Raw genomic sequence first — 14,091 nt, 5'->3', positions numbered from 1 at the left:
GGCGCTCCTTTCGTCTGCCCAGCAGTATATCGCCTACCTAAACCAGTCATCCCAAAATGACTAGCTTGCGGCTATACTGGTGCGCGGTCGTTTGCGAGCTCACGCGGCGGCCCTTGGTAACCCGACTTCCCGCGCCGTATCCGTAACGGCGCTCCCGGGGGAAGCGGATATACGCAAAGGAGTTCTATATGAGCAATCCCTCGAACCGCGCTTCGATGCGCGGGCAACTCACGCTGCGCGGCGTCGTCATAGGCGTCCTTGGCTGCGTGATCATCACGGCAAGCTCGGCCTACACGGCCCTCAAGATGGGTGCACTCCCCTGGCCGATCGTCTTCGCTGCCGTCATCTCGCTGTTCTTCCTGAAGCTCATGGGCAACGCCAGCCTCAACGAGGCAAACGTCACCCATACCATCATGTCCGCAGGCGCCATGGTCGCCGGCGGCCTGGCGTTTACCATCCCGGGCGCCTGGATGCTGGGCTATGCCGACCAGATCAGCTGGCTCGACATGTTTATCGTGGCACTCGTCGGCACCATCTTGGGCCTGCTGGCAACGGCGCTCATCCACCGCCACTTTATCGTGGACGCCGCGCTGGAGTTTCCCACCGGCAATGCCGCAGCTCAGACACTGCGCGCCACCGAGGCCGGCGGCAAGACCGGCAAGCAGCTCTTTGGCTCCATGGCCATCGCAGGCATCTACAGCGTGCTTCGCGACGCTCTGGGCGTGGTGCCCAGCATGCTGTGCACGCTCAATATCCCCGGCGTGACCTTTGCCATCTATAACTCGCCCATGCTGCTCTCCATCGGCTTTTTGGTTGGCTTCGCCCCGGTTGCCTTCTGGTTTGCCGGCGCGCTGCTAGGTAACTTTGGCATCATCGTGGGCGGCACCGCTGCCGGTCTATTCGACGTTGTGACTGCGCAAGGCATCGTCAAATCGCTCGGCATGGGCCTCATGATGGGCTTTGGCGTCGCCGTCGTCCTCAAGGACATCCTGCCGCAGGTCGCCGGCATCGTCCGCGGTCTTGCCGCCGACAGCTCCACCGACACCGACGAGCAGTCGCTCATCTCGGGCTCCCTTAAGCTCGACGCCGGCATCATCGGCCTGGGCGCTGCCGCCATCGCCGTGATCGTCGCCATCGCGCTCGACCTTGGTCCCGTCCCGGCCGTCATCGTGACGCTGTTCACCTTTGTCACTACCATTATGAGCGCACAGAGCTGCGGCCAGACGGGCATCGACCCCATGGAGATCTTTGGCCTCATCGTCATGCTCATCGTGGCTGCCTTCGCACAGATCGCTCAGGTCAAGCTGTTCTTTATCGCCGGCATCGTAGCCGTGGCGTGCGGCCTTGCGGGCGACGTCATGAACGACTTTAAAGCCGGCGCCGTGCTGGGCACCAACCCGCGTGCACAGTGGATCGGCCAGGCCATCGGCGGCATCGTGGGCGCCCTGGTCGCCGCAGCCGTCATGGTCGCGCTCGTCACCGCCTATGGCCCGGACGCCTTTGGCCCCGACAAGAGCTTTGTTGCCGCGCAGGCAAGCGTTGTCGCCACCATGGTCTCGGGCATCCCAAGCGTGCCGTGGTTCGTTGGCGGCTTTATCGCCGGCATCGTCATGTACTGGCTCGGCATTCCGGCCATGATGATCGGCCTGGGCGTGTACCTGCCGTTCTACATGTCACTCACGGCATTCCTGGGCTCCTGCGTCAAGCTCGCCTACGACAAGTGGGCCGCACGCCGCGACGCCACTGCCGGTCTTTCGGACGAGGAGAAGGCTGCCAAGGACGCCGCCTTCCAGGAGCAGGGCCTGGTTGTCGCCAGCGGCCTGCTGGGCGGCGAGTCCATCGTCGGCGTTATCCTGGCGTTTGTCTCCGTGGGCTTAAGCCTGCTGGGGTAGGCCGAACAACAACGCGCCAGCGCAGAGCGCGGGGTCGGAATCAAACCGGCCCCGCGCTTTTTTGTCTATTTGACTCTTATGATCCTCACGGCGTTTTAGCCATGTCGATTGTCCTGACTTCCAGGTCAACAAACCTTGTCTGACACCTCGCCTAACGCGGTGTAGAGTAAAGACGACAGACGCAAGAAGCGGCTCAGAAGCTAAACGAGGTAAGCATGGAACTCGACAAACAACAGATCAAGCGGCTGCGCGAGCGTCATCATCGTCGTCACGGTATACGCCCTGCACACAGCGAGGCCATGGAGAATGCCACCCGTTTCCTTAAGCAGGCGTTCAACATACGCGAGGGACGCGCGCCCTATCACGTGATTCGCAAGCGCTTTGTAAACGGGGCGCGCCTGACTGGCTCGCACTTATGCATCCTGATCATTGCCATGTTGATCGCGAGCATCGGCCTCGATATCGACTCGGACATTGCCATCGTGGGCGCCATGCTCATCTGTCCGCTCATGGGCTCGGTCCTTGCCATGGCATACGGCATCGCCACGCTCGACCGCGAGATTGCCGTCGAGGCAATTGCCGGCCTCGCGCTGCAGATGGTCTTTTGTCTAATCACGTCCACGCTGTACTTTAAGCTCTCGCCCCTTGGCACCACCACGGCCGCCATCATCGACAACTCGACACCGACTGTGTGGGACCTTGCCGTCGCGCTCGCGGGCGGCTTTGCGGGCGGACTGGGCAACTCGCGCGACCAGGAACCCGCCACGCTCATCGCCGGCGTGGCCGTGGCGACCGCGCTCATGCCGCCCCTGTGCGCGGCGGGCTATGGCATCGCCATCGCGAGCGGGTCGCTGTTTCTCTCGGCCCTCTACGAGTTTGGCATCAACGTCGTCTTTATCGCGCTGGCGGCCGAAGCCGTACTACTTCTTTTGCGCGTGCCGCTCAAGCGCGACCTCAACGGCGACGGCATTGTGACCGCCGAGGAAAATGCCGAGGTCGATGAGCTGTCACACAAGGTGCGCCGCCGCATCATCGTGGGTACGGTGATCTTTGCCATCCCCTGCATCGTCATGACCGCGGGGTCCATTGGCTCGGCACAGGCCGGCGTGCAGGACGGCTACGGCGTCACCGAAACCACGCGCGAGCTTGCCGCGGTGCTGCCGGGCTTTAAGGATTACACCGTTGCCGTCGAGACCTCGGCCACCGAAGGCGAGGAGGAGGGCCTTGTCGAGCGCGAGGTTGTCGCCCACGTGACGACAAGCGAGGCGCTTGGGGCACACGACCGCCGTGTAGCCCGCAAGCTCATCGACCTCAATGTGCCCGAGCTCGATCGCGTGGAGTTTGATGTGCAGTAATACGCGACGTGGGATGGATGCGCGCAGCCGCGAGTCACGACATGGCGCAGACGTGACGCGGGCCACGAGCAAATAGCGGGGCGCGGTCCATGGCCGCGCTCCGCTCGCTGATTTATTGCCGTGAATCATCTGTCCGCATCGACATCGCCAGACTCCACTGTAAACGCCGGACCGGTACTCACCAGATAAAAACGGGTCACCCTGGTATCTCTAAATAGGTAGAGCAAGCCCTGATCGCGTCGGCGCGAAATATACGCCACGTGGACCGCACCGAATTCTTCGCCGTTTTCCTTCTTTAATATCAGGATGTTGGGGTCATCCGTACGCTTAAACTGCCCGTCTGTGCAGATTCCGTCTTGGTCGACCAGCTGCCATCGACAGTTGTCCTCCTCAAGAAAAGCCAGGGTTTCCCGACTTGTTTCGTCATCCCGATAGTAACCATCAATGGCAAAGCCTTCGGAAACGCATTCCTGCATATAGGATGTTTCTCGATTTATAGCAAACTGCCCTGCAGCGCCCAGGAGCACAGCCAGGCAGACCACTGCGAGGGCTATCGAGATAGTACGGCGGTTCATGTCAACCAGCCCGATACTTGTTTAACGGAGTGCAAAACATACTTGGTACCTCCGGTATCATGACGAACGTCACCTACGGCCTGCCGGCAATCATATGTTTACAACATCAAACCATATGGCAACCACTCGCGAGAGGAGTATCGGCGAACGGTGCATTTTTGCGTTCTATTGGCCAAACGTCAACGCGCGCTACGGCTCTTGCTCGACCTATTCAGATCTTGTCGCATACTACCGTAGATCCCCAACGCTTCCGCCCCCAAGAGATCATTTTTAGTACGTAAAGAAGCCCTCGCCCGAGCTTTCGCCCAGCTTACCTTCGTCGAGCATCTTCTTGAGGACGGACGCCATAGCCTTAAAGTTGTAGGGCATCATCATCTTCTTGAGCAGCGGGCTCACCAAGCCCGGCACCTTCTGATACTGCATGACGATGTTGTAGGCCGTCTGGATACCCACCGTGTCGAATACGCGGAACGGGCCCTTGGGAGCGCCGGTGCCACGCGTCCATGCGAGGTCAATGCTCTTGGGGTCGCTCACGCCCGAAACGTACAGGTCAAGACCCGAAAGCAACCACGGTACCAGCATGGAGTTGAGCAGGTAGCCGTTCTTTTCCTTGTTGACGGGCAGGGCAAGCATGCGGATGTCGTTGGCGAAGTCGACGAGCTCGTCGAAGTAGCGCTTGTCGGTTTGGTCCTGTGCCATGACCTCGGTCATGTTGTTCTTCCAGATAGAGTTGGCAAAGTGCAGCGACAGGTACTTCTCGGGACGGCCGGTGTACTTGGCAAAGGTGCTCGGCAGCAGCGTGGATGAGTTGGTCACGATGACGGTCTTTTGCGGCAGAACCGGGGCGAGCTTCTTGTAGAAGTCGATCTTTGCCTGGGTGTCCTCGGCCATAGACTCGATGACCAGGTCGGCGTCGGCCACGGCCTTGGCAAGATCGAGCTCCAGCTTGAGTGTGGAGTAGGCACGCTCGACGGCGGCGAGCGCCGCTTCCTTGTCGAAGGGCTGGGTGCCATCGGCGATACCGGCGCACCACTCGCCCGTACCGTCCGCCATGCCCTCGATTGCCGCGATGTACTCCTTGCGCACGCGATCGATCTTGGGCTGGGTGCGGCCGATGCTGCCCTCGCTGCGCAGCCAAATCGTTACATCAAAGCCGCAGTAGGCAGCCTGAAAGGCAATCTGGCTTCCCAACACGCCGCCGCCGGCAACACAAACGGTCTTGTAGCTCATGGAACGGTCCTCTCTTACGTAATTCCATAGATGTGTATTTATTCAACCGTAAGGATGACGCACGCTGGGGGTGGGTTCTATAAACGGGCGGTATTTCGCGGCAAACGGCTACATATGTTCATTATCTCAGGGTTCCGAGGACAGTTTTTGGTGCCACCGAGACGTCGTTTTTGGAAGTATGCGGCAAATTCCGGAACTCTTGAGCACATCCTGGTTTTTCGCCAATAAAACCGCAGGTACAGAGCTTGGACATATCCGGTGTGCTCGGCCTATTCAGATTTTGCCGCATACTTCCGAAATCTAAGTTCGCAAAGGGTGATAGTTGGGGCATTTACGCAACATATGTCCAGCAAAAACGGGTGGTAGTCGATACGCTACCGCCCGTTTGTCTCATATCTAGCCCATAGCAGGCCAGTTACTTCTTAATGCCGCGTCCCAGACGCTCGGCGACCGACGCAACGGCTTCCTCGCTGGCCGGTCCGCAGCTCGCGCAGCCGTCGTGGGCACGCATCTGGCCAGTGACCTCGTCCATCGCGAGCGGCGCCACCTTCTCGAGCTTAAAGCCCTTACCGGCGCGCATGTTCTCCTTGGCCACGCTGATCATGAGTTTAATGCGGTTGAGCTGGTTGACCTCGGACGCACCGGGATCGTAGTCCACAGCGACGATGTTGCTCTCGGGATGCTGGCGGCGCAGCTCCTTGATCACGGCCTTGCCCACCACGTGGTTGGGCAGGCACGCAAAGGGCTGCGTGCAGATGATGTTGGGCGCACCATGGTCGATCAGGTCGAGCATCTCGGCCGTGAGCAACCAGCCCTCGCCCATGTTGTTGCACACCGAAAGCACCGTGCGGGCCTTGTCGGCCATGGCACCGATGCGCTCGGGCGCCTCAAAGCGACGGGACTTCTCGAGCATCTCTTCCACCGGCGTACGCATCCAGTCCACGAGCTTGATGAGCGCTTGCATGCCCGCACGCGTCGTGGCGGAGCTGCCCAGCTCGTCCTTCTGCAGTTCGGCGTTACTCATGGAGTAGAGGAAGAAGTCGAGCAGGCCCGGCACCACAGCCTCGCAACCCTCGCGCTCGATGACGTCGACCACGTGGTTGTTGGCCGTGGGATGGAACTTGACCAAGATCTCGCCGACCACGCCCACGCGCGGCTTGGTGCCCTCGCCCACAAGCGGCATGGTATCGAACGCGCGGATGGCCTCGCGGCACAGCTTGGTGTAGTTATGCCTGTTGAACTTGGGCGCCAGCTTGCGGGCGCGCGCCATGTACTCCTCGTAGAGTGCGTTCGCCGCACCGGGCGTTGCCTCGTACGGGCGGCAACGATAGAGCATCTGCATCATCACGTCGCCAAAGAGCACCGCGTAGACTGCCTGCTTAAGCAGCGCCGGCGTAATCTTAAAGCCGGGGTTGTCCTCGCCCAGCGCCACGGCCGAAAGCGAGATCACCGGAATCTCGGGGTGGCCGCTCTCGCGCAGGGCCTTGCGGATAAGCGCGATGTAGTTGGTGGCACGGCAGCCACCGCCGGTCTGGCTGATGACCACGGCTGTCTTGGACAGGTCGTACCGACCGCTCTCGATGGCCTCCATGATCTGACCCGTCACCAGGATCGACGGATAGCAGATGTCGTTGTTCACATAGCGCAGACCGGCCTCGACGGCATCGTGGTCAGTCGAGGGCAGCAGCTCCAGGTTGTAGCCGGCACCGCGGAACACCTCTTTGACCAGGTCAAAGTGGATCGGCGCCATCTGCGGGCACAGGATGGTGTAACCCTCCTCGCGCATCTGCTCGGTAAAGGGCACCTTGGGCCATGCGGTCGAGGCGCTCTCACGCTGCGCCTCGAACGTGTACTTGCGGCTCGCGAATGCGGGAGCATCCATGGAGGGTGCCACCGGCGCGGCGTCGCCCTGCTCGTAGGCCTCGCCCGCTGCCGTAGCCTCGGCCAAGCGCTCGGCCTCCTGGTCCTTGAGCGCCGCCATGAGCGAGCGGATGCGGATGCGCGCAGCGCCCAGGTTGGACACCTCGTCGATCTTGAGCACGGTGTAGATCTTGCCGCTGGCCTCAAGGATTTCCTGCACCTGGTCGGTGGTCAGAGCGTCCAGGCCACAGCCGAAGGAATTGAGCTGGATCAGATCCAGGTCGTTGCGCATCGTCACAAAACGGGCGACGGCATACAGGCGGCTGTGGTACATCCACTGGTCGACGACGCGAATCGGACGCTCAGGCTTTACCAGGTGCGCGAGCGAATCCTCGGTAAAGACCGCAAAGCCAAAGCTCGAGATAAGCTCGGGCAGGGCATGGTTGATCTCGGGGTCGTTATGGTAGGGGCGGCCGGCGAGCACAATGCCGTGGCCACCGTGGTCCTCGACCCACTTAAGAGCCTCCTCGCCCATGGTCTGGATGTCCTCATGGAAACGCGCATCGGCCTCAAAGGCAGCGTTGACAGCGGCATCGACCTCGGAGCGCGTGATCTTGGGCCCACGCACGCGACCGCGACCGGCTTGCGCATCGGCCACACGGTCGACGGCGAGCACCTGGTACAGACGGCGCTTGAGCTCGGTCTTGTCGTGATACGGCACAAACGGATACAGGAACTCGATGTTCTGCTCGCGGATCTCGTCGATGTTGAGTGCCAACGCCGTGGGGTAGCTCATGACGATGGGGCAGTTATAGCAGTTGCCAGCCGTCGGATCCTCCTTGCGCTCCCAGCGCACGCACGGCATCCAGATGAAGTCGACATCGCGGTCGATAAGGTTCATCACATGGCCGTGGCTCATCTTTGCCGGATAGCACACGCTCTCGGACGGCATGGACTCGATGCCCGCCTGGTAGGTCTTCTTGCTCGACTGGTCGGACAGCTGCACGCTAAAGCCCAGGCGCGTAAAGAACGCATGCCAGAAGGGGTAGTTCTCGTACATGTTGAGTGCGCGCGGGATACCCACGGTGCCGCGCGGGGCCTCGTCGGGGCTCAGCACCTCGCGGTTAAAGAGCAGCTCGTTTTTCTTTTTAAAGAGGTTAGGAGCCTCGGTTTTTTGCTTTTTGTGGCCGGCACCCTTCTCGCAGCGGTTACCGGTAATGAAACGCCTGCCGCCGCCAAAATCGTTGACGGTGAGCTGGCAGTTGTTGGAGCAACGGCCGCAGCGGACGTGTTTTTGCGTCACGGTGAGGTGCGCGATGTCCTCGGCAGAAAGGATGGTCGAGGTGCCGTCGGCGCCGGCGCGGTCGCGGGCGAGCAGGGCCGCACCGTAAGCACCCATGCAGCCGGCGATGTCGGGACGCACGGCGTGCACGCCGGTGAGCTGCTCATATGCGCGCAGCGTGGCATCGGACATAAAGGTGCCACCCTGAACGATCACCTGGCTGCCGATCTCCTTGGGGTCGCGCAGCTTAATGACCTTGAACAGGGCATTCTTGATGACGGAATAGGACAGGCCGGCCGCGATGTCGCCCACCGTGGCACCTTCCTTTTGCGCCTGCTTGACGCGCGAGTTCATAAAGACCGTGCAGCGGCTGCCCAAATCGACCGGGGCCTTGGCATGGATGGCGGCATCGGCGAACGCGCGCACGTCCATGTTCATGGACACGGCGAAGCTCTCGATAAAGCTGCCGCAGCCCGATGAGCAGGCCTCGTTGAGCATAATGTGCTCGATGACGCCGTCCTTCACGCGCAGGCACTTCATGTCCTGGCCGCCGATGTCCAGGATAAACTCGACACCGGGCAGGAATGCCTTGGCGCCGCGCAGGTGCGCGACGGTCTCGATCTCGCCGGAATCGGCCTTGAGGGCCTCGATGAGCAGCGCCTCGCCGTAGCCCGTGGTGGTCACGTGGCCGATGGTGCAGCCGGCAGGGATGTGATTGTAGAAATCGGCCATGATGACCTTGGCCGTGCCCAGGATGTCGCCGTTGTTGTTGCCGTACCAGGTGTGCAACAGCTGGCCGTCCTCGCCCACGAGCGCGGCCTTCATGGTGGTGGAGCCGGCGTCGATGCCGATGAACACGCGGCCGGTGTAGCCGTCGAGCTTACCCTTGGGGACGACTTCCTGGTCGTGGCGGTTCTTGAACTCGGCAAAGTCCTCGTCGGTGGCAAAGAGCGGATCCAGGCGCTCGACCTCGGCACCCTGCGTGTCACCCAGGCTGTCGATGGCCTCGATAAGCTGCGGGAACGTGCTGAGCTTGTTGGACTCGTGCGCCATGGCAGCGCCGCTCGCCACAAACAGGTGGGCGTTTTGGGGCACAATGCGGTGCTCCTCGTCCAGGTTGAGCGTGAGGTAGAAGCGGTGGCGCAACTCGGAGAGATACTGCAGCGGGCCGCCCAGGAAGGCGACGTTACCGCGAATGGGACGGCCGCACGCCAGGCCCGAGATGGTCTGGGTCACGACGGCCTGGAAGATGGAAGCGGCGACGTCCTCGGGGCGGGCGCCCTCGTTGAGGAGCGGCTGCACGTCGGTCTTGGCAAAGACGCCGCAACGGCTGGCGATGGGATAGATGGTGGTGGCGTTGGCCGCGAGCTCGTTGAGGCCGCTCGCGTCGGTGTGCAGCAGAGTGGCCATCTGATCGATGAACGCGCCCGTGCCGCCGGCGCAGGTGCCGTTCATGCGCTGCTCGATGCCGTTGTCAAAGTAGATGATCTTGGCGTCCTCACCGCCCAGCTCGATGGCGACATCGGTGGCCGGGATAAGGGTCTCGACGGCGCGTTTGCTGGCGATGACCTCCTGGACAAACTCCAAGTCGAGCCACTGGGACAGCAGCAGACCGCCCGAGCCGGTGATGGCGCAGGTCATCTGGGCCGTCGGCAGCACAGTCGCGGCGCCCTCGAACAGATCGCGGGCGCAGGCACGGACGTCGGTGTGGTGGCGCTGGTACTTGGCGTAGACGATCTGGTTGTCATCGTTGAGCACGGCAAGCTTGACGGTGGTGGAGCCCACGTCGATGCCCAGGTGCAGGTTGCCGCGGGCGGCCTCGGAGTTGAAAATCGCGCCTTCGGGGGCGTGGGCGGCGGCCACGGGCTCAGCGGCGGTGGCGAGCTCGCTAGCGATGGACGTCTCCCCTGCCGCGTTCTTGGCATCGGCAACTGCCTCGGCAACTTTCTCGGCAGCCGCGGTCGCGGCCTTCTGCGCGGCGTCCACCACGGCGGGCGCGGCCTCGCGTGCGGCAGCGACCATACGATCCTTGATGCCCTCGACGAGTTTGCTCATTGTCTCTCCTCTTAGTTGTTGGACTCGACGGTTGCGGCGGTGTCGGCCGCGTCCTCGAGCTGCAAGTTCAATAGCTTCATGCCGTATTCCGGCACGTTGATATCGATGGGTTGGCCATACAGGTCACCAGGACGAACAAAAGCGAGCACCGTCATAATGCACGCCATGGCCTCGGGCGATTCGGTGAGCCCACGCTCAAACCAGCGCTGAATCATGCCAACCTCGGCGCTCACGACGTAGGTGACGTAGTAGTCAAAGAACGTGCCCAGCGCCAGGCCCAAAATGCCCGTCTGCGCACGCGGCACCACAGCCTCACGCGCGGTGTCGATGATCCTTTTAATGAAGGCCTGGTCGCCGCCCGGACCCAGCAGCGCACCGATTAAGTCGCGGTTGGCCGCAAGATAACGCAGCAGCTCAACCGAACCGGGCGCCGGCTCGAGCTCGTCGATATTGTGATAGAGATCGGGCAGCTGAGCTGCGGTGATGAGCTCAATGCGCTCACGGATCTCGGCCAGCAAGCCGTCCTCGATTTGATTGATAAAGTCGGGGATATCGCGGTAGTGCGAATAGAACGTGCGGCGCGTAAGGCCAGCGCGCTCGGTGAGCGACGCGACATTAATGCGCGAAAGGTCGCCGCTTTCGGCAAGCTCGCTGGCAAGTGCCTGGCGAAGGGCACGCTGCGAGCGAAGGGACCGGCGATCGCATTTCTCGAGCTGGGACAAGCGTCCTCCTTGTTACTCAGCCTGTGCGCTATTGCACAGTGCGAGTATTATTGCACACCGTGTGTACCAACACGTAAAGGCAATATTTGGAATGTGACGAGGGGGCAGTCCCTTTGTCACATTATTCGATGATGGTGCGGGAGCTCTGCTTATGCATGGTGGCGAGCATGTGTTTGGGGACGGCGTGGACCATGCAGCTGCCGATAGTTGCGCTCGCGGCGACCTTGGCTGCATCGCTAGCGTTTTTGGTCGCGTAGCTGTGGCGGAAACGCTTGAGCATGGCGATGTCGTTTCCGCCGTCACCATAAACCGCGACCTCGTCCTCGGCAATGCCGTGGTAGCCCGCCAGCCAGGCCACACTCTCGCCCTTGTTACACGCCACGTCCGTGATCTCGAACATCACCGGATCGAACGGCGCGTTGACCACACGGTCCGAGCGCTCGGCAAGATACGCCTTAAGGTCGCGCTCCAGCTCGGGCGAGGTCACGCGACAATTGATCTTGCATACATCGTGGCGCAGGATGTCACCGATCGACTGGTCGAAATACTGCTCCTCGTGATACCCGCCGCGCGCACGCATGCCGCGCATCACAATACGCTTGATGGGGCTGTCCTTTTTAAAGCCCGCCTGATGCATCTCGAACGAACCGCTCGAAAACATGCCATCGGGCGTGGAGCAATCAAAGCAAATGTCCGGGAACGCCTTGAGCAGTTCCTCAGTGACCTGCGGGTCGATGGTCCAAGTCTTGAGCACCTCGCCATGGCTGTCGCGCACGATGGATCCATTGGAGCAGCAGGCGTCAAGCGCCAAGCCCGTAAAGCCATGCTCGCCGATCGGCAACGTCGAGCGTCCAGTCGCGGGAACCACGTGCAGGCCAGCCTCAGTCAGCTCGCGAATGGCGCGGCGGATGGTCCCATCCGCCTCGTGCAGGGCGTTCAGCAGCGTTCCGTCTAAGTCACTCGCGAACATCTTGATCATGGACATGCCTCTCCTTCGTCTGCCCGATATTGTAGACGAAGGAGAGGCATGTCCAAACAATGCCGTCCCGGCGCGGCGTACCACCGCCTTCACAAATTCACGGTGCCCCAGCGCGTTAAGACAATCGCCGCAATCGATTTTTCAGCCGATAAAACAGAGCCGTCGTCAACGTCAGCACCGCCAACATGGCTGCGAATACAATCGCCGGTGTCCATCGATCATATGCAACCCCGTACGTCAATTGGCCGATAGGCGTTGCGCAGGAAAGGACCATGTAAACGACCGAAAGCACTTTTCCGCAGAGCTCAGTCGGCGCTACCCGCTGAACAAACGCGGTGATTTCAACCGACGTAATGCTCGCCCACACCATGACCCATGCCGAACCAACCGCAAACACGGTGAACACGCATACATCTACGCCGAACAGCAGCGTAACAATAATCGGCGCGACTCCAAAACAGATCATCGCAACATATCGGCATATGCCATTGAAAGAAAAACGATGCGGCCAAATGCCGACCAAGCCACTGCCGGTAAGACCACCCAGGCCCAGAGCAACCTCAACTATCCCAACGCAGGACGATTGCATACCGAGATGCTTTGTAACAATAATGGGAGCGCCAATCGTTAGCCCAACCAACGCAAGGTTCAAAACTGCCGCAAGCAAAATCACAGCGACCAATAATGCATTTTGCAACAGATACCGAATCGACTCCCGAAAATCGTTTCGGCATGTCGTGCGAGTCGCGCCGTCTCTCATCGTTTCAGATGAGGCGTTTTGCTTGAGTGCGACCCCAAACAAGAGAGCTGAAATCGCAAACGCCACCGACGCGGTTGTGCAAAGAGCATCGATGCCAAAGCACCCATAGACTGCCGTCCCGACCACAGGACCCAAGATATTGCTCACCATGGTCATCTGCGAAACCAATGCAGTGGCCCGCTCAACCTTCTCTTCACCCGCCATACGCACCGTCTCAATTTGGAGCATTGGCTTTAGCAGCGATTGAACACCATATTGAACACAAAGTATCGCTACTACGACGACCGCAAGAGGCAACGAGCGCTTCATGGGGATAGACAGCAGTGATGCAGTCATCAGAGCAATGCCGAGGGACACGAGGACCTCGCGGTGTCTTCCCCGATCCGCTAAGATCCCACCAGCCGGAGTTGCGAGTACGCCGGGTATGAACGCCGTCGCCACGACGGCGCCATATAACGTTGACGATCCACTGCAATCGAACAAGTAAAGTGGATACGCAAAGCACAGCGCCGACAGCATCGAATACGTGCACAGCTGCGCAACCAGAAGTTCCGCGAGCCTGATTGACCGCACTGTTTTTGATTTCAACGAGACGCCGACGTCTCTCAGCCCAGCCATAAGCCCACCCCCTATACATACCACTAGTATGTATTTAATGACTTGAAAAGGGCAGCCGTGGCTACCCTCACAAATCAATTACATACCGTTGGTATCTATATTACCACCCGGCGCGGTCCCATACGTCCCAAATCTGCGCCGTTGTCTGAAGCACTTCATTACCCAAATCGAGCCCCACCGCGGCAGCCATCTGCGCCAAACATTGTGCGCGAGCGAGCATTCGCTCCTTGGGCTCGAGCGGACGGAACAATGGCAGCAGCCAAAGATTCGCCAACAACGATACGGCCTCCGCCGCTTCGCGCGGGCATTCGCACGCAATGGAGCCGTCGGCGATGCCCTCCTCGATCACTGGCAAGAGACAGCCATCGGCCGACTCGTCAAATGAGCCCTGGTACTGCATCGCCAGTAGGCGCGAGCTTTTTACCGGATCTGCTGCAGGACGCATACGTGCCCATAGCTCAATTTGTGGAACAACGGACTCGGGAGCGTACAGTCGCTTGAGCTTTTGGGCTCCGGTCATATTACCGACGCCAAGCATCGAGCGGCGGTGCTCAACAATCGGAGTCATCGCCCGATCAAACGCGGCGTTGAAAATCTCTTCTTTGCTCTTGAAGTGATGATAGACAGCGCCCTTGGTCATGCCGTCGAGACGGTCAACGATATCTTGAATACTCGTCCCCTCATAACCCTGTGCGCAGAATAGCTCCAGTGCCGCGTCGAGAATCTTCGCGACCGTCTCCTCGGGATATTTATTGCGACCCAT

General features: G+C 60.5%; 9 protein-coding genes. 2 read left to right on the top strand and 7 right to left on the bottom strand.

Annotated elements, in window-relative coordinates; genetic code table 11:
* Positions 1-188 precede the first annotated feature (188 nt).
* A complete protein-coding gene (locus tag DWV32_RS00600) occupies positions 189-1,892 on the top strand; it encodes an OPT/YSL family transporter (protein WP_117756878.1) in 1,704 nt (567 codons plus the stop codon).
* A 215-nt stretch (positions 1,893-2,107) separates the two neighbouring features.
* The gene (locus DWV32_RS00595) at positions 2,108-3,247 is read left to right on the top strand and encodes a DUF389 domain-containing protein (protein WP_117756877.1); all 1,140 of its coding nucleotides are present in this window, start codon (positions 2,108-2,110) and stop codon (positions 3,245-3,247) included.
* A 125-nt stretch (positions 3,248-3,372) separates the two neighbouring features.
* Here DWV32_RS00595 and DWV32_RS00590 read toward each other — a convergent pair whose 3' ends face one another.
* The 7 genes from DWV32_RS00590 to DWV32_RS00560 form a co-directional block, all read right to left on the bottom strand.
* Positions 3,373-3,822, bottom strand: a complete 450-nt coding sequence (locus DWV32_RS00590) for a hypothetical protein (RefSeq protein ID WP_117637650.1) — start codon at positions 3,820-3,822, stop codon at positions 3,373-3,375.
* A gap of 270 nt (positions 3,823-4,092) precedes the next feature.
* On the bottom strand, positions 4,093-5,052 hold the full coding sequence (locus tag DWV32_RS00585) for a 3-hydroxyacyl-CoA dehydrogenase (RefSeq protein WP_117756876.1): 960 nt from the start codon (positions 5,050-5,052) through the stop codon (positions 4,093-4,095).
* A gap of 415 nt (positions 5,053-5,467) precedes the next feature.
* On the bottom strand, positions 5,468-10,249 hold the full coding sequence (locus tag DWV32_RS00580; protein ID WP_117756875.1) for a 2-hydroxyacyl-CoA dehydratase: 4,782 nt from the start codon (positions 10,247-10,249) through the stop codon (positions 5,468-5,470).
* An 11-nt stretch (positions 10,250-10,260) separates the two neighbouring features.
* Positions 10,261-10,971, bottom strand: a complete 711-nt coding sequence (locus tag DWV32_RS00575) for a TetR/AcrR family transcriptional regulator (RefSeq protein WP_117756874.1) — start codon at positions 10,969-10,971, stop codon at positions 10,261-10,263.
* Between the two features lie 121 nt (positions 10,972-11,092).
* Complete coding sequence (locus DWV32_RS00570) at positions 11,093-11,950, bottom strand: HAD-IIB family hydrolase (RefSeq protein WP_117756920.1); 858 nt, start codon at positions 11,948-11,950, stop codon at positions 11,093-11,095.
* Between the two features lie 115 nt (positions 11,951-12,065).
* Complete coding sequence (locus tag DWV32_RS00565) at positions 12,066-13,328, bottom strand: MFS transporter (protein ID WP_117756873.1); 1,263 nt, start codon at positions 13,326-13,328, stop codon at positions 12,066-12,068.
* 100 nt (positions 13,329-13,428) lie between these two features.
* Complete coding sequence (locus tag DWV32_RS00560) at positions 13,429-14,091, bottom strand: TetR/AcrR family transcriptional regulator (RefSeq protein WP_158549320.1); 663 nt, start codon at positions 14,089-14,091, stop codon at positions 13,429-13,431.

The sequence above is a fragment of the Collinsella sp. AF04-24 genome (genome assembly GCF_003465685.1).
GTDB lineage: Bacteria > Actinomycetota > Coriobacteriia > Coriobacteriales > Coriobacteriaceae > Collinsella > Collinsella aerofaciens_AP.
This window is presented reverse-complemented; position numbering and strand designations above follow the sequence as displayed.